Below are 20,552 nucleotides of genomic sequence, written 5' to 3'. Positions count from 1 at the left end.
GGGACTTTTTCACCGGAAGATCGGATGAGCACGACCGCAGAAGCCAGCCAGGGCCGCATGCCCCGCCAGATTCCCTACATCATCGGCAACGAGGCGTGCGAACGGTTCAGCTTCTACGGGATGCGCAACATCCTGGTGCCGTTCCTGATCAGTTCGGTGCTGTTGGCCTACCTGCCGGACGAAGCGTCGCGCAATGGTGCGGCCAAGGACATCTTCCATAGTTTCGTCATCGGTGTGTATTTCTTCCCGCTGCTGGGCGGCTGGCTGTCGGACCGCTACTTCGGCAAGTACAACACCGTCCTGTGGTTCTCGCTGATCTACTGCGCCGGCCACGCCTGCCTGGCGCTGTTCGAGAGCAACGCCACCGGTTTCTATACCGGCTTGTTCCTGATCGCGCTGGGGTCGGGCGGCATCAAGCCGCTGGTCGTGACGTTCTGTGGCGACCAGTTCGACCAGACGAACAAGAGCAAGGCGAAGATCGTCTTCGACGCTTTCTACTGGATCATCAACTTCGGTTCGTTCTTCGCCTCCCTGCTGATGCCGCTGGTGCTGGCCAGTTGGGGGCCAGCGTGGGCGTTCGGCATTCCGGGCATCCTGATGTTCATCGCCACGCTGATCTTCTGGGCGGGGCGCAAGAAGTACGTCAACGTGCCGCCGTCGCGCGGGACAGACCCGGATTCGTTCCTCAACATCGTGCGTAGCGCGTTGTTGGGCAAAGGGGTGGGCATCGGCACGTTGGTCGCCGCGATCGGGATGATAGGCGCCGTGGTGATGCTTGCGTTGTGGGCGTTGAAGTTCGCCGAGGTCGCAGCATGGCCGGAGGCGTGGGGGTTCGTCATTACGGCGTGTCTCGCGCTGGGGGCCATCATCGCCGGCGTCGGCTTCGGCGCATCGCTGCAACTGGAGCGCGCCCGTGGCCTGCATCCGGATGCCGCCATCGAAGGCGTTCGCTCCGTGCTCCGTATCCTGATCGTCTTCGCGCTGGTGACGCCGTTCTGGTCGCTGTTCGACCAGAAGGCCTCGACCTGGGTCATCCAGGGCAAGGATATGGTGATCCCGCATGACGCATGGTGGTGGCCGAGCCGGCTGGTGAAGGACGCTACGCAGATGCAGGCGCTGAATCCGCTGATGGTCATGCTGCTGATTCCGTTCAACAACCTCGTGCTGTATCCGGCGCTGCGCCGGATGGGCTTCAACGTCACCGCGCTGCGGCGGATGGGATGGGGCATCGCCATCTCCGCGCTGTCGTGGGTCGTGGCCGGCCTGCTGCAGTTGCAGATGGACGATGGTCAGCAGGTGTCTCTGGCCTGGCAAACCCTGCCGTACCTGCTGCTGACGTTCGGTGAAGTGCTGGTGTCGGCGACGGCGCTGGAGTTCGCGTACAGCCAGGCGCCGATGGCGATGAAGGGCGTGATCATGGCCTTCTGGTATCTCACCAGCACGTTCGGCGGATTGTGGGTGCTGCTGACGAATGCCAGCGTGCGCGACCCGGCGGTGATCGGCTGGATCCAGACACAGGGTTGGACCGAGAACGCGTTCCTGATGTTCTTCTTCGCCGGTTTCGCTTTCGTGGCGGCATTGGCATTCGCGCTGTACGCGCGTACGTATCCCATGCAGGACAACTACCGCACCGCGGCGTAAGGACGAGGGATGAGCGCACCCATTACCCTGCTGCTGATCGCAGTGACCTGCGTAGTCAGCTTCATCGCATTCCGCACGCCGTCATTGCTGATGCGGCTTATCCTGTGGCCGCCCGCGATCCATCGCCACCGACAGTACGACCGGCTGGTCACCTACGGGTTCATCCACGCGGATTTCTGGCACCTGCTGTTCAACATGTTCACGCTGTTCTTCTTCGGGCGACTGATGGAACAGGTGATCACCCAGATCAGCGGCAGTCGGCTGACCTTCGTGGCGTTCTATTTCTCCGCGCTGGTGGTGTCGATCCTACCGACCTACCTGAAGCACCAGAACGACCCCAACTACCGCAGCCTGGGTGCGTCCGGTGCAGTATCGGCGGTGCTGTTCTCCTACATCCTGATCGACCCGTGGGCGCGGATAGGCGTGTTCTTCATCCCCATGCCCGCCATCGTGTTTGCCGTGCTCTACATCGCCTACAGCATCTGGATGGACCGTCGCGGCGGCGACAACATCAACCACGGCGCGCATCTGGCGGGGGCCGCTTACGGCGTGCTGTTCCTCGCGGCGATGGAGCCTCGCGTGCTGGGCCATTTCCTGGAAGCATTGTCACAGCCGAGCTTCGGTTAAGCCGTCATTGCGGCAGCGCTCACCTGCGCTGAAGGTCCTGCGTGTTATCCCGGTGCCACGTCTCACACGTGGAGCAGCGCATGGCAACCGCAAAGACACGCAAGGCAACCCGCAAGACCGCGAGCAAGACCGCCACGAAGAAGAAGGCGCCCGCCAGGAAGGTCGCGAAGAAAGCAGCCGCGAAGAAGGTGGCCAGGAAGGTCGCGAAGAGTACGACGAAGGCCACGCGCAAGACCGCGACCGGCAAGGCGGCCACGAAGCAGGCGACTCAGCGCGTCGGCACCCCGAAGGCGGGCGCCGCCACGAAGAAGATCGCGACAAAGAACGCAGCGCCAACGAAGGTAGCAGCCGGGAAGGTCGCGGCAAAGAAGACGACAGGCAAGGTTGGCGGCCCCCAGCCTGCGCGCAAGAGTGCCGCGACGAAGATCGCGAGGAATTCCGCGGCAACACCCGTGAAGAAGACGGTGGGCAGCGCAGCAGGATCCCGGACGGCTGGGAAGCCTGCAGCACGCAAGACGCCGGCCCGCAAACGCGCGCCGCGCAGGATCACGCCGACGCAGGCGCTTGAAACAGCACGCGCGTTACTGGAACAGAAGCACGAACTGGATCGGCAACCTGCGCCGTGGCAACAGCTCGATCACCACGATCAGGGGGCGGCGACGGGTGCGGGATTCGTCTCTTCGGAAGCCGCAGGCAAGGCGCTGGAACTGCATGCTGCCGAAAGCAGGATGAAAGCCATCCAGGGCAGCGCGGGAACACAGGACCGGCGCAACCAGGGCAAGCGCGACCATCGCGGCGAGTGACTTGCGACGCCCTGGAGAAAGGGAAGGTGGAACTACGTGCTGGCCGCGTCAGGCGATGCGGCCGGGACGGGACTCCGGCGCGGCAGTCACACCCGAAGGCGGACCCCTGCGCCGCGCCGGAGCACCCGGTAGAAAGGTCGTGCGATCAATCCACCAGCGAGTGGACGGCGTGCACGCCGGCGTTGTCGCTGCTCGAGTAGGTGGACATCAGGCGCTCGTACACGGCGTTGTTGAGACGCTCGAACTCCCAGTCCTTGGTGTGGCCGGTGACGGTGAGCTGGTACAGGCCTTCCAGCAGGGTGAAATCGCTGGCGCTGGAGACGTCGGGCAGTTCTTCGATCAGGCTCATGGCGGGCTCCGGATTGCAGTTCGTTTGAGCCATACCACGCAGCAATCGTGCCAACATGCGTTATGAGGCGTCCGTCACGTTTATCCCGGGCATCGAATCCTTCACAAGCATGAATGTGACGCGATGCGTCCAGTTCTGCCACAGCAACGTCTGGGCATTGGGTCACAATGCCCCTGAGCCCCCTGCCACGGAGACGCCATGACCGGTGACCAGCCCTCCCTCGACCTGCATCACGACCCGGCCGCCCGCCGCTTTGCCGCCCGGCTGGACGGACGGGAAGCCGAACTGCTGTATTCGCTGCGCGATGGCCGCATGGTGATCGACCATACCGGCGTGCCCGACGCCATCGGCGGGCGCGGCGTCGCCGCCGCCCTGGTCAAGGCCGCGCTGGACCATGCGCGATCGCAGGGTTGGCGTGTCGTGCCCGCGTGCTCGTACTCCGCCGCATACGTTCAGCGGCATCCCGAGTACGCCGATCTGGTGGATGCCTGATGTATCTGGAGGAAGGCAATGACGCGGCCTAGAATGACGGCCATCACACACCCGGAAGGAGCCCGAACGTGTCCCCCAGCATTTCCCCACCCCCCTTCCTCCGGACCGCCTTGCTGTTGATGGCGGTCCTGGCCTTGTCCGCCTGCAAGCGCGAGGCCGCCGTACCGCCCACCGCCTCCGGTGATCCCGCCCCGCCTGGCGCGGCGCCCGCTGACGCGCCTGCCCCGCCGGTCGAGCTGAAGGATGTCATCGAAAGTACGGACCGCTATGTGGTGGGAATCAGTTATCCGGCCTCGGTCAACCGGTATCCGGGCCTGGCCAAGGCACTGTCGGACTATGCGACGGCAGAACGCGCCGAACTGATGGAAGCGGTGGAGGCCTTCGGCAACGACAAGCCCACCGCACCGTACGAGTTGTCGCTGGCGTTCGAGCAGGTGGTGGATACACCGCAGATCGTGGCGGTCGCTGCGGACGGCAGCCGTTATACCGGGGGCGCACATGGTCAGCCGCTGATCGCGCGCTTCGTCTGGCTGCCGCAGCAGGACACGCGGCTGACGGCAGCGGCGCTGGTGCCGGGTCCTGCAGGGTGGCGTGCCATCAGCGACTACGTGCGGGAGCAGCTGCACACGGCGGTGGTGACCCGGGCCGATGAGGACGAACTGGCGCCGACGGATCGGGCCGCGCTGATCAAGAGCACCGCGCGGATGATCGACGAAGGCACCGAGCCCGACGCCGGGAATTTCAGCGAGTTCGTACCCGTGCTGGACGCTGCGGGCCGCATCACGGCGCTGCGTTTCGTCTTCCCCCCTTACCAGGTGGGCCCTTACGCGGACGGTACCCAGGCGGTCGATGTGCCGGCCGCCGTGCTGCTGCCGCACGTGGCACCTGAGTACGCGGGGCTGTTCGCCCGCTGATGCCGCAATGCCACATCACCGCTTCCAGCGCAGGATCACGGACCTGTTGGCCGAAGCGGATGTGCTGATCGGAGGGGACCGGCCGTGGGACCTGCAGGTGCACGATGCGCGCTTCCATGCGCGCGTGCTTGGGCAGGGTTCGCTGGGCCTGGGTGAAAGCTACATGGAAGGCTGGTGGGACACGGCCTCGCTGGACGGCCTGCTGTTCCGCCTGCTGGCGGCCCGCCTGGACGAACGCGTGCACCGCGCAGGCGAGGTCTTCGATGCGCTGCGTGCGCGCCTGACCAACCTGCAATCGCCACGCCGCAGTCGCGAAGTCGGGCGACGCCACTACGATCTGGGCAACGATCTGTACCGCGCGATGCTGGGCCGCCGGCTGGTCTACAGCTGCGGCTACTGGCGTGGGGCGAAGGACCTGGATGCCGCCCAGGAAGCCAAGCTGGATCTTGTCTGCCGCAAGCTCCGCCTGCAGCCAGGCATGCGCGTGCTCGACATCGGCTGCGGTTGGGGCGAGGCGCTGAAGTTCGCGGCCGAGCGTTACGGCGCAAGCGGTGTCGGCATCACCATTTCCCGCGAACAGGCGGAGTACGCCACCGCACTCTGCGCGGGGTTGCCGATCGAGATCCGGTTGCAGGACTACCGGGAGGTGGACGAGTCGTTCGACGCCGCGTTCTCGCTGGGCATGTTCGAACATGTCGGCATGAAGAACTACGCCGGCTATTTCGATGTGGTGCGTCGTTGCCTGCCGGCGGAAGGCCTGTTCCTGCTGCATACCATCGGCGGAATCCGGTCGGTCAACCGCACCGATCCCTGGATAGCGCGCTATATCTTCCCCAATTCGATGTTGCCATCCGCGCTGCAGATCACGCAGGCCATCGAGGGACGCTTCGTACTGGAGGACTGGCACAACTTCGGAACGGACTACGACCGCACATTGCAGGCGTGGCGCGAGAACGTCGAATCGGCGTGGGATGCACTGGATGCGCGCTACGACGAGCGGTTCCGGCGGATGTGGCGGTTCTATCTTGCAGCGTCGATGGCCACCTTCCGCAGTCGCCGGTCCCAGCTCTGGCAGGTCGTGCTGTCACCGCGCGGCGTCCCCGGAGGCTACGTGGCACCAAGATGAAGCGCTGGAACGGAAAGAGCAGGCCGGGGCCTGCTCTTCGCATGTCGGTGGATGTCCTGCCGGTTCAGGCGGAGGGCGGCGACGGCAGCTCGCGGGCGTTGAAGATGCGCTCGATCACCTCGGCCAGTTCGTCTTCCGAGAACGGCTTGGTCAGGTAGGCCTTGGCGCCCTGGCGCAGGCCCCACATGCGGTCGGTGTCCTGGTCCTTGGTGGTCACCAGGATGACGGGGATGTGCTTGGTCGTGGCTTCGCGGCTGAGCGTGCGCGTGGCCTGGAACCCGTTGAGGTTGGGCATCACCACGTCCATCAGGACCATGTCCGGGAGCTCGCGCTTGGCGACTTCCACGCCGGCCGCGCCGTCCTCGGCGGTGATGGATTCGTGCCCCAGCTTCTCGACGATGCGCTGGATGCCCAGCAGTTGCGACGGTGAATCGTCGACGATCAGAATTTTTGCCATGGAGTTCCCCAGATTGTCCCCGCCGTCGATTGTAGAGCGTGTTCGAGACAAGACAAATGGGGAACGCGGCCAGCACATGACGCCCGTCGTGCCGCCACTGCCGTTCATCCCATTCGCACGAGCGTGCGGCCGAAGGAGCCGCCGGCCAGCATGGTGCGGAATACGTCGGGCAGCCCGTCCAGGCGGGTCTCGCGGGTGCAGATGGTGTCCAGGTGGGCGGGCTTCCAGTCGCTCGCCAGGTGCTGCCAGACCGCGTCCCGGATGTCGCGCGCGGTGCCGGCCGAGGCCACCCCCAGGAGGGATACTCCGCGGATGATGAAGGGCATGACGGTGGTCGGCAGCTCAGCACTGGCGGCCAGCCCGGCCGTGGCCACGTTGCCATAGGGCACGGTCTGGGCCAGCAGGCTGGCCAGCATCGTCCCGCCCACGTTGTCCAGCCCGCCGCCGAAGCGCGCGGTCTCCATCGGTCGCGCCGTCGCCAATGCGTCGCGCCCCAGCACTTCGCGGGCGCCGATGGCTTTCAGATAGTCCGTGTTCTCAGGCTTGCCGCTTATCGCATGCACGTCGAAGCCCGCCTTGCTGAAGATGTCCACTGCCAGGGAGCCCACGCCGCCGGTGGCACCGGTCACGGCGAGCGGACCGAGGTCGGGGGTCTGCCGGTTCTCGCGCATGCGGAACAGCGCCAACGCGGCGGTGAACCCTGCGGTGCCCAGGATCATGCTCTCGCGCAGGCTGAGGCCGGCGGGCAGGGGAATGACCCACTTCGCCTCCAGCCGGGCGTACTCGGCATAGCCGCCATCGCGCGTCTCGCTGAGGCCGCAGCCGGTGACGAGCACGGCATCGCCTTCGCGGAAAGCGGGATCGGTGGAGGCCACGACATGCCCGGCCACGTCGATCCCCCCCACCAGCGGAAACTTGCGGAGGATCTTGCCTTCGCCGGTGCCGGCGAGCGCGTCCTTGTAGTTGACCGACGAGTACGCGGTCTTGATGACCACTTCACCCGGGTTGAGCGCATCAAGCGTCAGCGCCTCGATGCCGCTGCGATAGCCGGCGGCGTCGTTGTGGATGCGGAAGGCGTTGAAGGTGGTGAGGGTCATCGTTGTTGTGTCTCTATCGTCTCAAAGGATGTCCTGGTACAGATCGCGCCACGTCGGATTCACATCCTCGATCAGTTGGATTTTCCACATCCGCTTCCAGGCTTTCAGTGTCTTTTCGCGCAGGATCGCAGATTCCATCTGCGCGTGGAGCTCATACCAGACCAAAGTATGGATGCCATAGCGTCGGGTGAAGCCATCGACCTGATCATGCTTGTGCTGCCAGATACGTGCTGGAAGGTCGGACGTTACACCGACGTAGAGGGTGCCTCGTGGTTGGCTGGACAGCAGGTAGACGCAGGGAATCCGTTCCCGTGGCATGCAGGCTCTCCTTTGCCTGTCCTTGGTTTCGTCAGTGGACTATAGACCGACCCCGTCATTCCAGCGAACGCTGGAATCCAATGGCCGTGAGTGTCGTGGTGATCGCCGCAAGAGCAAGATGGGCCCCAGCGTTCGCTGGGACGACGGAGGGGAGTGCTGGCGCGTGATCCGCCCGAACCCGTCATTCCAGCGAACGCTGGAATCCATTGGCCGTGAGTGTCGTGGTGAATGCCGCAAGAGCAAGATGGGTCCCAGCGTTCGCTGGGACGACGGAGGGGAGTGCTGGCGCGTGATCCGCCCGAAGCCGTCATTCCAGCGAAAGCTGGAATCCATTGGTCGTGAGCGCCGTGGTGGTCGCCGCAAGAGCAAGATGGGTCCCAGCCTTCACTGGGACGACGAAGGGGGAGTGCTGGCGCGTGATCCGCCCGAACCCGTCATTCCAGGGAAAGCTGGAATCCATTGGCCGTGAGCGCCGTGGTGATCGCTGCAAGAGCAAGATGGGTCCCAGCCTTCGCTGGGACGACGGAGGGGAGTGCTGGTGTGTGATCCGCCCGAACCCGTCATTCCAGCGAACGCTGGAATCCATTGGCCGTGAGCGCCGTGGTGATCGCCGCAAGAGCAAGATGGGTCCCAGCCTTCGCTGGGACGACGAAGGGGGAGTGCTGGCGCATGATCCCCCCGAACCGTCATTCCAGCGAACGCTGGAATCCATTGGCCGTGAGCGCCGTGGTGATCGCCGCAAGAGCAAGATCGGTCCCGGCGTTCGCTGGGACGACGGAGACGCAGCTCAGCGCAACGACTTGCGCCGCTTCTCGTCGATCCACTTGTCGGCCTGCGCCGGGGAGTAGGCGCGCATCCAGCCGACCATCGCATCGAGGTCGTCGCCATGCCAGAGATCGTTGCGCTGCTCGGGGTGCAGGAAGCGCTCCTCCACCATGCGGTCGATCATGCCCATCAGCGGCGCGTAGAAGCCTTCCACGTCGAGGAACGCGCAGGGCTTGTCGCCGATGCCGAGCTGGCGCCAGGTCAGCATCTCGAACATCTCGTCGAGCGTGCCGAAACCGCCGGGGAGAGCAACGAAAGCGTCGGACAGGTCGAACATGCGCTTCTTGCGTTCGTGCATGTTGGCGACCACTTCCAGCCGGGTGACGCCCTTGTGCGCGACTTCCCAGCCCACCAATTGTTCGGGAATCACCCCGATGACTTCACCGCCAGCAGCGAGCACCGCATCGGCGACGATGCCCATCAGGCCGACGTTGCCGCCGCCGTAGACGAGTTGCAGGCCTTCCTTCGCGATGCGGTCGCCCAAGGCGATGGCGCGTTCGGTGTAGGCGGGCTTGTTGCCCGCATTGGAGCCGCAGTAAACGCAGAGGGAACGCATGGGTCAGTCTTCCTTCAAGGGCGAGGGGACGGCGGACGCGACGTCGACGCGGCCGCAGTCCACGCTTTCGATGGTGCCGCCGCTGTAACGCAATGCGGACGTGCGGCGGACGCCCTGTGCATCGGTGGTCTTGGTCTGCCAGAAGTCGATCGCGAAGCTGCCTGCGGGTGGATCACCGGCCGCGCCGGCGGCGCTGTGGCCACTGAGCGTGCTGTCGGGTGGGCGTCGCATGATCGCCAGCGCTTCTCGAAGGTTCATGCCCACGTTCACCAGCGCGCATCTTGCGTGCGGATCATCGTGCCCGTCGGGTGATGTCATGGGGGTGGCCGATGTCGTCAGGGGAATCAGGAGCAGCAAGGAGAACATGGTTTTCCGTCGGCGGTGGAATCCCGGAAGCAGAACGGCCCGGAAGACCGGGCCGTTGGTGCGGAGCATCAGGATCAGTTGGCCTTGTGGATCGCGCGCTTGTCCACCGCCATGGCCGCATCGTGGATCGCTTCGGACAGGGTGGGGTGCGCGTGGCAGATGCGGGCCAGGTCGTCCGCGGAGCCGTTGAACTCCATCGTGATGACGCCTTCGTGCACAAGCTCCGATACACCCACGCCGACCAGGTGCAGGCCGAGGATGCGGTCGGTCTCGGCATGCGCGAGCACTTTCACGAAGCCGGCCGGTTCGCCCATGGCAACGGCGCGTGCGATCGCCGCGAACGGGAAGCTGCCCGCCTTGTACGGAATGCCTTCGTCCTTGAGCTGCTTCTCGGTCTTGCCGACCCACGCAATTTCCGGCTCGGTGTAGATGACCCACGGCACGGTGTCGAGGTTGACGTGGCCGGGCAGGCCGGCGATCAGTTCGGCCACCGCGATGCCTTCTTCGAAGCCCTTGTGCGCCAGCATCGGGCCACGCACGCAGTCGCCGACGGCCCACACGCCATCCACGCCGGTGTGGCAGTGGTCGTCCACTTCGATCTGGCCGCGCTCGTTGAGCTTCACGCCGGTACCGTCGGCCAGCAGGCCCTTGCTGGCGGCCTTGCGGCCGACCGCGACCAGCAGCTTGTCGACCGTCAGGGTCTTCTCGCCTTCGGCATCGGCGTAGGTGACCACGACTTCCTTCTTCTTGCCCTTGCCGGTGACTTCGGTCTTGCTGACCTTGGCACCCAGGCGGATGTCCAGGCCCTGCTTCTTGAATTCCTTGGCGGCGGTCCTGGCGACTTCCGCGTCGGCGGCGGCCAGGAAGTCGGGCAGGGCTTCAAGGATCACGACCTCGGCGCCCAGGCGCTTCCACACGCTGCCCAGTTCCAGGCCGATCACGCCGGCGCCGATCACGGCCAGGCGCTTCGGCACTTCGGTGAAGTCCAGCGCGCCGACGTTGTCGACGATGGTCTCGTTGTCGAACTTGGCGAACGGCAGTTCGATGGAATCCGAACCGGCGGCGATGATGACGTTGGTGCCCTTCAGCTCGACTTCGCTGCCGTCGTGCTGCTTCACCTTGACCACGTTGCCCGGCTGCAGCTGGCCGAAGCCGTAGTACGGGGTGATCTTGTTCGCCTTGAACAGCATCGCGATGCCGCCGGTGAACTGCTTCACGATCTTGTCCTTGCGGCCAACCATCGCTTCGACGTCGATCTTCGCGTCCTTGAAGCTGATGCCGTGGTCGCCGAACAGGTGGCCCATGTTCCAGAACTGGCGCGAGGAATCCAGCAGCGCCTTGGAAGGCACGCAGCCCACGCGCAGGCAAGTGCCGCCCAACGCGGGCTTGCCGTCCTTGCCCAGCGCGGCGTCGATGCACGCGACCTTCATGCCCAGCTGCGCGGCGCGGATGGCGGCGTGGTAGCCGGCCGGGCCGGCACCGATGACGACGACGTCGAATTGTTCAGCCATTTGGAAGTCCTTTGCTTGTCCCTTCTCCCGCCGGGAGAAGGTGGCGCGAAGCGCCGGATGAGGGTGTGGCGGAGCAGGGATGCCGGACGACGCGGCGGCGGTCGTACCCTCATCCCAACCCCTCTCCCGCAGGGAGAGGGGCTCGGTGCATCACATGCCGAGCAGCATGCGGTGCGGGTTTTCCAGCTGGTTCTTGATATCCACCAGGAACAGCACCGCGTCCTTGCCGTCGATGATGCGGTGGTCGTAGCTCAGCGCGATGTACATCATCGGCGCGGCGATGACCTGGCCGTTCTCGACGATCGCGCGATCCTTGATGGCGTGCATGCCCAGGATGGCGCTCTGCGGCGGGTTGACGATGGGCGTGGACATCAGCGAGCCGAAGGTGCCGCCGTTGGTGATGGTGAAGGTGCCACCCTGCAGGTCGTCCAGGCCCAGCTTGCCGTCGCGCGCCTTCTTGGCGTACTCGGCGATGCCCTTCTCGATGTCGCCGAAGCCCATGCGCTCGACATTGCGCAGCACCGGCGTGACCAGGCCCTTCTCGGTGGAGACGGCGATCGAGATGTCGGCATAGCCGTGGTAGATGATGTCGTTGCCGTCGACCGAGGCGTTGACGATCGGGTGGCGCTGGAGCGCATTGGCGGCGGCCTTGGCGAAGAAGCTCATGAAGCCCAGCTTGATGCCATTGGCCTTCACGAAGTCGTCCTGCAGTTCCTTGCGCATCTCCATGACCTTGGCCAGGTTGACCTCGTTGAACGAGGTGAGCATGGCGATGGAGTTCTTGGACTGCATCAGGCGCTCGGCGATGCGCGTACGGATGCGGGTCATCGGCACGCGTTCTTCCGGACGCGCGCCACCACTGACGCCGGCGGTCTTGCCGCTGGCGTAGTTGATGAGGTCTTCCTTGGTCACGGCGCCCTTGCGGCCGGTGCCTTCGACGTTGGCCGGGTCGATGCCCTGGGTGACGGCGGTGAAGCGGGCGCCCGGCGGCAGGCCGTCGGTGCTGGCGGCAGCCGGAGACGGCTTGGTGCTGGACGGCGCGGCCGCGTCGGCCTTGGCGGCTTCGGCCTTCGGCTGCACTTCCTGCGCACCGGCGGCAGGCTTCTTCTCTTCGGCGGCAGCGGGCGCGGCGGCGGCCACGGCACCTTCTTCGATGATGGCCAGCAACTGCTGGCTGGTCACCGTGTCGCCTTCCTTGAACTTGATTTCCTTCAGCACGCCATCGACGGGCGAGGGCACTTCCAGCACGACCTTGTCGGTTTCCAGGTCCATCAGGTTCTCGTCGCGCTTGACCGCGTCGCCCACCTTCTTGTGCCAGGCGGCGATGGTGGCATCGGAGACGGACTCGGGCAGAACCGGAACTTTGACTTCAGTGGCCATGGGATGGGACGTCCTGGTGGTGTTGTTCTAGGAATTTTGGGGTTTATTCGGCAACGTTGTCGTTGCCGAGCTTGTTGACCAGCGCATCGGCGACCAGCTTCAGCTGTTCCTCGACATGCTCGGCGAAATGGCCGGCGGCAGGCGAGGGTGAGCGCGGGCGGCCGGCATAGTGCAGCGACTGCTTGTCCGCCAGGCAGGCCTGCAGGTGATGCTTGATCTGGTACCACGCACCCTGGTTCTGCGGCTCTTCCTGGCACCAGACCACTTCGGTGGCCTTGCCGTAGCGCTTGAGTTCGGCGGCCAGCTGCTCGCGCGGGAACGGGTAGAGCTGCTCGATGCGCAGGAGGGCGACGTCGTCCTGGCCGCGCTTTTGCTGGTCTTCCACCAGGTCGTAGTAGACCTTGCCCGAGCACGCGACGACGCGCTTGACCTTCTTGGCATCGGCGCCGGCGTCGGGGATCAGGTGCTGGAATTCGCCATTGGCCAGTTCATCCAGGGTGGACACGGCCAGCTTGTGGCGCAGCAGCGACTTCGGCGTCATCACCACCAGCGGCTTGCGGGTGGTCATGCGCATCTGGCGGCGCAGCATGTGGTAGCACTGGGCGGGCGTGGTCGGCACGCAGACCAGCATGTTCTCCAGCGCGCACAGCTGCAGGAAGCGCTCCAGGCGGGCGGAGCTGTGCTCCGGGCCCTGGCCTTCGTAACCGTGCGGCAGCAGCAGGGTCAGGCCGCTGATGCGGCCCCACTTGGCTTCGCCGGCGGCGATGAACTGGTCGATCACCACCTGCGCGCCGTTGGCGAAGTCGCCGAACTGCGCTTCCCAGATGCACAGCGTGTTGGGATCCGTGGTCGAGAAGCCGTACTCGAATGCCATTACCGCTTCCTCGCTGAGCAGCGAGTCGATGACGGTCGCCTGTTCCGGCTGCTCCACCAACTGGCGCAGCGGAAGGTAGTAGCTGTCGGTTTTCTGGTCGTGCAGGATCGCGTGGCGGTGGAAGAACGTGCCGCGCCCCGCATCCTGGCCGACCAGGCGCAGACCATGGCCTTCGGCCAGCAATGTGGCGTAGGCCAGGTTCTCGGCAAAGCCCCAGTCGGCCGGCTGTTGGCCGGCGGCCATCTTCACGCGGTCTTCGTAGATCTTCGCCACGCGCGGATGCAGCACCACGCCTGCCGGGATCGTGGTGATGATCTTCGCCAGCGAATCCAGCGACGTGCGCTTGACCTTGGTGTCGACCGGATCGCTGAGCTTGCCGGACAGGTAGCGCGACCAGTCGATCGCCAGCTCGTCGCCCTTCTGCTTGGCCAACTCGGTGGTGTACTCGCCCGAATCCAGCTTGTTGCGGTACTCGTCCACCAGCGCCTTGCCGCCCTCGGTGGGGATGATGCCCGCACTTTCCAGCTTGGCGGCATACATCTCGCGGGTGGTCGCGTGCTTGCGGATGGTCTGGTACATCACCGGCTGCGTCGCAGCGGGTTCGTCCGCCTCGTTGTGGCCGTGGCGGCGGTAGCACACCAGATCGATCACCACGTCCTTCTTGAACTGCTGGCGGAAGTCGTACGCCATCTGCGCCACGAAGACCACCGCTTCCGGATCATCACCGTTCACATGGAACACGGGGGCGCCGACCATCTTGGCGACATCCGTGCAGTACATGGTGGAACGGGCGTCTTCCTTGTTGCTGGTGGTGAAGCCGATCTGGTTGTTGATCACGACATGCAGCGTGCCGCCGACGGCGAAGCCGCGCGCCTGCGACATCTGGAACAGCTCCATCACCACGCCCTGGCCCGCGAACGCGGCGTCGCCATGCATGATGATCGGCAGCACGGTCTGGCGCGCGGTGTCGGTGCGGCGCTCCTGGCGCGAACGCACGCTGCCGGCCACGACCGGGTCGACGATTTCCAGGTGCGACGGGTTGAAGGCAAGCGCCAGGTGGACCGGGCCGCCGGGCGTGGCGATGTCGGCGGAGAAGCCCATGTGGTACTTCACGTCGCCGGCGTGGGCCAGGCTGTTGTCGTGTTCGAACTTGCCTTCGAACTCGTCGAACAGCTTGCGCGGACTCTTGCCCAGGGTGTTGACCAGCACGTTGAGACGGCCGCGGTGGGCCATGCCGACCACGATGTCCTTGACCCCACCTTCGCCCGCGCTGCGGATCATGGTGTCGAGCAGCGGGATCAGCGCGTCGCCACCTTCCAGCGAGAAGCGCTTCTGGCCCACGTATTTGGTATGCAGGTAGCGTTCCAGGCCCTCGGCCGCCGTCAGGCGCTCCAGCGTGCGGCGCTTGGCCTCCGCGGACAGGCCGAACTGGCCACCGGCGGTTTCCAGGCGCTGGTACAGCCACTGGCGCTGGTCGACTTCCGGGATATGCATGAACTCGACGCCGATGGGGCCGGTGTAGGCCGCCTTCAGCCGAGCCAGCAGGTCACGCAGCTTCATGCGCGTGTTGCCGCCGACATTGCCGGTGCTGAACTCGCTGTCGAGATCGCGCTCGGACAGGTTGTGGAAGGCCAGGTCCAGGTCCGGCGGATTGACCGGCGGGGTCAGGCCCAACGGGTCGAGCTGCGCCCCCAGGTGCCCGCGCGAACGATAGGCGGTGATCAGGCGACCCACGTTGCGCTCGCGCTCGTCGCCGCCGGCGGCCACGACATGGCCGTTGTTGGCGGCCTGGCGGGCGGCGTCGGTGATCTGCTGGATCACCACCGAATGCGGGACATCACCCGCCTCGTGGCCCTTGAATCCGTCGAAGTAGGCCTTCCACTTGGGGCCCACGCTGTCCGGGGCGACGAGGTATTGCTCGTACAGGTCTTCGACGTAGGAGGCGTTGCCCCCGTTGAGCTGCGAGGATTGCGCGAACTGCTTCAGGAGATTGTCCACGATGGCGATGGCGTGCTGTGGGTAGTCGAGGGGGCGCTTGCGGCCCATATCGCGCTGTGTCTCACGCGCATGGACGAAAACCCGGAAATTATACCCCCATGCCGGGAGGGGGGCGTAACCGGATTGGACTAAAGGCGCAGGTTGCGGGCAGGCGATGCGGCCGGGCGTGGCGACGGCGGTGCCTGATCAGATGCCCAGCGCACGGTATTCCGTCACGGGACGCGCACGCTCCCACATCCGGGTGAACTCGTCGCTCAGCTGGCGGGCACGGCCGGCATGCGTCAGGCCGGCTTCGCCGTCGAAGCGATGGCCCAGCGGCCGGTGGTAGTAGCCGTGATCATCGTTGGCGACGAAGGCGGCCGTATAAGACAGGTCGACCGGGTCCTGCACTTCGCGGAAGGCGAACACGCTGGGCAGGCGCTGCCCGAGCCCGATCAGGGGAGCCAGCATGCGCTGGGGCGTGCCGGCATCCTGCAGCAGCACCTGGATCTGTGCGCCTGTCTGGCGGGTGGCGAAATGGCGGACTGCATCCACTACGGAGGGAGCATCCCACAGGCCCGGGTCCAGCGCGCGACTGCAGATCACCAGCGTCCGCCGGGCCTGGGCCACGATGGCCGTGGTGATGGCGACCGCTTCGGCGCGATGGGCGATGGTGGCGGGTCCGGACAATGTGCGGCGCATGCCCTGGTGCTCGATGCCGGCTTCGAAGAAGCGCTCGCCTTCGGGCAGGAAACCCAGGCGGGCATAGAAGCCTTCGGCATCGACCTGTGCGTGCAGTGACACGTCGGGCCAGTGGCGACGGCGCGCTTCCTCCAGCAGTGCGCCCAGCATGGCCGTGCCGACCCCCCGGCCACGCCAGGCCGGGAGCACCGCCATGCGACCGATCCGGTGGTCGGGCGTCAGGCGCGCAGTGCCCATGGCATGACCGGCGCCGTCGCGGGCGAGCACGTGATGGCTGAGCGGGTCCAGCGCATCGCGTTCCAGATCGCGGGGGACCTGCTGTTCCTGCACGAATACGGCATCCCGCACCTCGTGCAGCGGCGAGGAAGTGGTGGCGTAGTCGACGGCTTCGACGTGATAGTCCTGCGCGGCCTTCATGCGTCTTCGTCCTGCGGGTCGGGATCGTCGTCGTCGAACGCCAGCTGATAGTGGCCCTGCGCGGCGAGCGCCATCACCGCGTCGCGGCCGGCATCGCTGAGCGCGCCGTACGTGGTGCTATCCAGTCCTTCCAGCGCCGCCAACTGCTGGGCGTCCTTCACCGGCAGGGCATAGTCCAGGCCATTGCAGAACAGGCTGGCGCCCTGGCGGCGGCGGCGCCATGCGAAACGCGAGAAAGGATGACGCAACAGGCGTGCTCCCTGTTGCAGGTCCCATTCCATTTCGATGCGGGACGGCGTCTCCGGCGCGGGCATGACATCGCCGGACGCCCGATACGTGGTGATGAAGCGGCCGAACCAGTCCCCCACGAGGTCGGGGTCGTTCATGCGCAGGGCATTCAGCGCCTCGACCACGCGCTCCATCGCACGGGCGTCGATTTCGTTGGGGTCCTGCGGAGCCGTCAGGTCTTCGTCGTGATAACGCACGGCCTCGTCGGCATCGGCGATGAGCGTGTCCAGGTAGTCGCCGATCAGTTCCGCCGACGAGGGCGCGCGCATGCCTACCGAGAACGTCAGGCAGGCGTTTTCCGCCACGCCGTGGTGAGGCACCAGCGGCGGCAGGTAGAGCATGTCGCCTGGCGACAACACCCACTCGTGCGTGGCATTGAAGTCGCGGAGCAGCTTGATCGCCACATCGTCCTGGAATGCCAGGTTGGGGGCGGCATTTCCCATCGCCACGCTCGCATCGATCATCCAGCGTCGTTCGCCCTGTGCCTGCAGCAGGAACACGTCGTAGTGGTCCACGTGTGCGCCGACCGAACCGCCGGTGGCGGCGAAGCTGATCATGATGTCGTCCACGCGCCAGCGCGGGAGGAAGCGGAACTTCTCCAGCAGCGCGCGTACGTCGGGATCCCACTTGTCCACGTCCTGCACCAGCAGGGTCCAGTCGTGGTGCGGCAGGCCGGGGAAATCCTCTTCCTGGAAGGGGCCGGTGCGTACATTCCACGTGCCGGTGTCGCGGTCCAGGCTGATCAGCCGGGCCAGGACGCCTTCCTCGCAGGCCAGCCCGGCGAGGTCTTCAGGCTGCACCGGGGTCTCGAAATCCGGGAACGCATTGCGGATCAGCAGTGGCCGCTTGTGCCAGTAGTCGCGCAGGAAGCGTTCGGCAGGCATGCCGAGCGGGAAATCGCGGGTCGCATCGATCTCGAAGGGAAGGGAGGAGGACCGCGAGGACTTTTTCTTGTTCATGGGTTCGGATTCGCGCGGCGGCAAACCGGGCATGGGAGAGGGTGGCCAGCGTCGCGAAGGGCGAGGCGCCGGGCATTGATGCCGATCAAGGCGACGCGCTCGTCAGGGCGATGGCGTGGCGGCTTCATCGGCGAGCCGTTTGTCCAGGCGCACGGTGGCGGACTGCGCATACGCACGGCAGGCGGCGGCGTCCACGAGCGGACTGTCCGCACGGGGGCCGATCCGCGTCCACAGGCGGCTCGCGGACGGGTGGGGCGTGACGAGAATGCCGCAATCGAGCGCGGCGATGCGTGCCAGCGTGTCGCGGAAGGCCGCGACGTAGCCTGGATGCGCGGCGTCGTCGCTATAGCGATACACATCGTCGGAGATCGCGGTCAGGCTGTCGGCGTAGACCATCTTGTGGCAGGCGTCGCCTTCACAGGAGCGCCAGGTCCAACTGGTGCCGCCGGGTGTATGCCCGGGCGACGCGACCGCTTGCAGGGCCAGCGGGCCGACGCGCACCACGCCGTCATCGGCGAGCGTGATGACATGCCCGACCGGAGTGATGGGTTCCGCCACCTCCAGCTGCGGGTCGCGGCGGTCCGGCATGCCGCGTTTCAACGTGTCCACGGCGGGTGCGCGCGCATACACGGGCGCGCCGGTGGCACGCTGCAACTCCGCCAGGCTGCCGGCATGGTCGTAGTGCTCATGCGAGAACACGATGGCGCGCACATCCTCCGGCTTGAAGCCGAGCGTACGGATGTTGGCAAGGATCTGCGCGCCGGCCTGCGGCGTGGCGGCGTCGACCAGGATGTGGCCTTCGTCGGAGGTCACCAGCAGTGCGCTGATGCCGCAGGTGCCGACGTACCAGGTGTTGCCGTAGACCCGCAGCGGCGTGGCAGGGTCGTTCCAGCCGGCGTCATCGGTGCAGGCCTTGGCGGCAGGCGTGTCGGAGGCGAGCGCGGCGGTCGGAAGGGCGAGGGCAAGCAAACCGCAGAGCAGCGTGGCGCGAAGCATCATGTGGCAATCTCGTCGTAGCCGCGATTGACGAACTGCAGCAGGCACCAGCCATGGCCCCAGGGATCGGCCAGGCGGACGATGCGGCCCCAGTTCGTCTCGCGGATGGAGGTTTCCTGTACCAGACCCGCCTGCAGGGCGCGGTCGAGGGCAGGTTCAAGGGATTCCACCACCACGTCCAGGTGCACGGGCGTCCAGTGGCGGGTGTAGTCGCGCTGCGTGTCCGTCGTCGCGCCGGAACCCGCGGCGTTCTGCAGCAGGTAGATGGGCGCCTGCGCACCCAGCAGTTCCACGCCACCATCGCCGAAACGGCGCGCGGCGGCCAGGCCGAATGCGTGCGTGTAGAGCGCTTCCGCTGCGGCCAGATCGGGTACGTCGATGTTGATCAGCAGGTGCATCGTCGTCCCGTCCGGCTCGGCCCCGGTCAGATGCCGCGCGCCAGTCGTTCCGCCAGGCCGGTGTAGCTGCCGGGTGTCATCTTGCGCAGGCGCTGCTTGGCATCTTCAGGCAGGTCCAGCGTTTCGATGAACGCACGCATCGAATCGGCCGTGATGCCCTGGCCGCGGGTCAGCGCCTTGAGCTGTTCGTACGGGTTCGGCAGGCCGTGGCGACGCATCACCGTCTGCACGGCTTCGGCCAGCACTTCCCAGGCGGCGTCGAGGTCGGCGTCCAGGCGCTGCGGGTTCACTTCCAGCTTGCCCAGGCCCTTGGCCAGCGAATCCAGCGCCACCTGCGTGTGGCCGAAGGCCGTACCCAATGCGCGCAACACGGTGGAGTCGGTCAGGTCGCGCTGCCAGCGGCTGATCGGCAGCTTGGCGCTGAAATGCTCGAACAGCGCGTTGGCGATGCCGAAGTTGCCTTCCGCATTCTCGAAGTCGATCGGATTGACCTTGTGCGGCATCGTCGACGAACCGACTTCGCCTTCCTTCAGGCGCTGCTTGAAGTAGCCCAGCGAGATGTAGCCCCAGATGTCGCGGGCCAGGTCGATCAGGATGGTATTGGCGCGGCGCGCGGCGTCGCCGATTTCGGCCACGTTGTCATGCGGCTCGATCTGGGTCGTGTAGGGGTTGAACACCAGGCCCAGGCCTTCGACGAGGCGCTGGGCGAAGGCGGGCCAGTCCACGTCGGGGTAACTGGCCACGTGGGCGTTGTAGTTGCCCACCGCGCCATTGATCTTGCCGGTCAGCTCGACTGCGGCGATCTGCGCGCGCTGGCGCTCCAGGCGCGCCACCACATTGGCGATCTCCTTGCCCAGCGTGGTCGGCGATGCCGTCTGGCCGTGCGTGCGGGACAGCATCGGTTGTGCGGCCTGCGCGTGGGCCAGCGTGCGCAGCGTCGCGGCGACGCCGTCCAGTGCGGGGAGCAGCACTTCGCGGCGCGCCTGTTCCAGCATCAGGCCGTAGGACAGGTTGTTGATGTCCTCGCTCGTGCAGGCGAAGTGGACGAATTCCAGCGCCGGCGCCAGTCCGGCATCGTCCTTCAGCTGTTCCTTGATGAAGTACTCCACCGCCTTGACGTCGTGGTTCGTGGTGCGCTCGATTTCCTTCACGCGTGCGGCGTCGGCAACGCTGAAGCCATCGGCCAGCGCGCGCAGCTTCGCCGTCGCCGCCGGGGAAAAGGCGGGCAGCTCCACGATGCCAGGTTCGGCGGCCAGCGCCAGCAGCCACTCGACCTCCACCTTCACGCGGGCGCGGATCAGGCCGTATTCCGAGAAGATCGGACGCAGCGCATCGACCTTGCCGGCGTAGCGGCCATCGAGGGGGGACAGGGCGAGCAGGGACGAATCCGACATGGGCGCGGGGGAGGGAGCTGAAAGGGAGCGTTCCATTTTACCCCGGGAAAGCGGCGATCCGGCCTGGCGTATCCTGTGGCCCCCG

General features: G+C 66.0%; 19 protein-coding genes and 1 pseudogene. 6 read left to right on the top strand and 14 right to left on the bottom strand.

Going from position 1 to position 20,552, the window contains the following annotated elements; translation table 11 throughout:
* The first annotated feature begins 24 nt into the window (after nt 1-24).
* The 3 genes from AC3DET_RS00785 (at nt 25) to AC3DET_RS00775 (ending at nt 3,071) form a co-directional block, all read left to right on the top strand.
* Entirely contained in the window at nt 25-1,641 is a 1,617-nt protein-coding gene (locus AC3DET_RS00785) for a POT-type proton-dependent oligopeptide transporter (protein ID WP_337729897.1), read from the top strand.
* A 9-nt stretch (nt 1,642-1,650) separates the two neighbouring features.
* Complete coding sequence (locus tag AC3DET_RS00780; RefSeq protein WP_142125314.1) at nt 1,651-2,268, top strand: rhomboid family intramembrane serine protease; 618 nt, start codon at nt 1,651-1,653, stop codon at nt 2,266-2,268.
* A 68-nt stretch (nt 2,269-2,336) separates the two neighbouring features.
* Nucleotides 2,337-3,071, top strand: a complete 735-nt coding sequence (locus tag AC3DET_RS00775; RefSeq protein WP_488390410.1) for a hypothetical protein — start codon at nt 2,337-2,339, stop codon at nt 3,069-3,071.
* Between the two features lie 145 nt (nt 3,072-3,216).
* Here AC3DET_RS00775 and AC3DET_RS00770 read toward each other — a convergent pair whose 3' ends face one another.
* Nucleotides 3,217-3,420, bottom strand: a complete 204-nt coding sequence (locus AC3DET_RS00770; protein ID WP_192201043.1) for a hypothetical protein — start codon at nt 3,418-3,420, stop codon at nt 3,217-3,219.
* 198 nt (nt 3,421-3,618) lie between these two features.
* Between AC3DET_RS00770 and AC3DET_RS00765 the strand changes: the two genes are divergently transcribed.
* From AC3DET_RS00765 to cfa, 3 genes are all read left to right on the top strand, one after another.
* Nucleotides 3,619-3,912: a GNAT family N-acetyltransferase gene (locus tag AC3DET_RS00765; RefSeq protein ID WP_192201044.1), complete on the top strand. Its 294-nt coding sequence runs from the start codon at nt 3,619-3,621 to the stop codon at nt 3,910-3,912.
* 119 nt (nt 3,913-4,031) lie between these two features.
* Complete coding sequence (locus tag AC3DET_RS00760; RefSeq protein WP_488391148.1) at nt 4,032-4,826, top strand: DUF3298 and DUF4163 domain-containing protein; 795 nt, start codon at nt 4,032-4,034, stop codon at nt 4,824-4,826.
* 7 nt (nt 4,827-4,833) lie between these two features.
* Nucleotides 4,834-5,952 (top strand): cyclopropane fatty acyl phospholipid synthase, encoded by a 1,119-nt coding sequence (cfa, locus tag AC3DET_RS00755; protein ID WP_488390409.1) that lies wholly within the window; start codon nt 4,834-4,836, stop codon nt 5,950-5,952.
* A 64-nt stretch (nt 5,953-6,016) separates the two neighbouring features.
* Here cfa and pilH read toward each other — a convergent pair whose 3' ends face one another.
* The 13 genes and pseudogenes from pilH to purB form a co-directional block, all read right to left on the bottom strand.
* The gene (gene pilH / locus AC3DET_RS00750) at nt 6,017-6,409 is read right to left on the bottom strand and encodes a twitching motility response regulator PilH (protein WP_093297747.1); all 393 of its coding nucleotides are present in this window, start codon (nt 6,407-6,409) and stop codon (nt 6,017-6,019) included.
* A gap of 104 nt (nt 6,410-6,513) precedes the next feature.
* Nucleotides 6,514-7,506, bottom strand: a complete 993-nt coding sequence (locus AC3DET_RS00745) for a YhdH/YhfP family quinone oxidoreductase (RefSeq protein WP_488390408.1) — start codon at nt 7,504-7,506, stop codon at nt 6,514-6,516.
* Between the two features lie 21 nt (nt 7,507-7,527).
* Entirely contained in the window at nt 7,528-7,824 is a 297-nt protein-coding gene (locus AC3DET_RS00740; protein ID WP_488390407.1) for a GIY-YIG nuclease family protein, read from the bottom strand.
* A gap of 787 nt (nt 7,825-8,611) precedes the next feature.
* Nucleotides 8,612-9,205 (bottom strand): LOG family protein, encoded by a 594-nt coding sequence (locus AC3DET_RS00735; protein ID WP_488390406.1) that lies wholly within the window; start codon nt 9,203-9,205, stop codon nt 8,612-8,614.
* A gap of 3 nt (nt 9,206-9,208) precedes the next feature.
* Complete coding sequence (locus AC3DET_RS00730; RefSeq protein WP_488390405.1) at nt 9,209-9,463, bottom strand: hypothetical protein; 255 nt, start codon at nt 9,461-9,463, stop codon at nt 9,209-9,211.
* Nucleotides 9,464-9,645: 182 nt separating this feature from the next.
* Entirely contained in the window at nt 9,646-11,082 is a 1,437-nt protein-coding gene (gene lpdA / locus AC3DET_RS00725; RefSeq protein ID WP_337729889.1) for a dihydrolipoyl dehydrogenase, read from the bottom strand.
* A 150-nt stretch (nt 11,083-11,232) separates the two neighbouring features.
* The gene (sucB, locus tag AC3DET_RS00720) at nt 11,233-12,462 is read right to left on the bottom strand and encodes a dihydrolipoyllysine-residue succinyltransferase (protein ID WP_337729888.1); all 1,230 of its coding nucleotides are present in this window, start codon (nt 12,460-12,462) and stop codon (nt 11,233-11,235) included.
* 43 nt (nt 12,463-12,505) lie between these two features.
* Entirely contained in the window at nt 12,506-15,334 is a 2,829-nt protein-coding gene (locus AC3DET_RS00715; protein WP_446537977.1) for a 2-oxoglutarate dehydrogenase E1 component, read from the bottom strand.
* A gap of 186 nt (nt 15,335-15,520) precedes the next feature.
* Nucleotides 15,521-16,432 (bottom strand): GNAT family N-acetyltransferase, encoded by a 912-nt coding sequence (locus AC3DET_RS00710; protein WP_488390404.1) that lies wholly within the window; start codon nt 16,430-16,432, stop codon nt 15,521-15,523.
* Nucleotides 16,432-17,679 (bottom strand): annotated as a pseudogene (locus tag AC3DET_RS00705) (ribosomal protein uL16 3-hydroxylase); the annotation flags it as partial. The pseudogene AC3DET_RS00705 and the gene AC3DET_RS00710, both read right to left, overlap by 1 nt.
* A 102-nt stretch (nt 17,680-17,781) precedes the next feature.
* Entirely contained in the window at nt 17,782-18,678 is an 897-nt protein-coding gene (bla, locus tag AC3DET_RS00700; RefSeq protein WP_488390403.1) for a subclass B3 metallo-beta-lactamase, read from the bottom strand.
* Nucleotides 18,675-19,073: a VOC family protein gene (locus tag AC3DET_RS00695; protein WP_446537174.1), complete on the bottom strand. Its 399-nt coding sequence runs from the start codon at nt 19,071-19,073 to the stop codon at nt 18,675-18,677. Before AC3DET_RS00695 ends, bla begins: the two co-directional genes overlap by 4 nt.
* A 26-nt stretch (nt 19,074-19,099) precedes the next feature.
* On the bottom strand, nt 19,100-20,467 hold the full coding sequence (gene purB / locus AC3DET_RS00690; protein ID WP_488390402.1) for an adenylosuccinate lyase: 1,368 nt from the start codon (nt 20,465-20,467) through the stop codon (nt 19,100-19,102).
* Between the last annotated feature and the right edge of the window lie 85 nt (nt 20,468-20,552).

This window comes from Pseudoxanthomonas sp. 97-1-1 (assembly GCF_057773125.1).
Note: the sequence above shows the minus strand (reverse complement) of the source record. Positions and strands in the feature narration are given on the sequence as shown.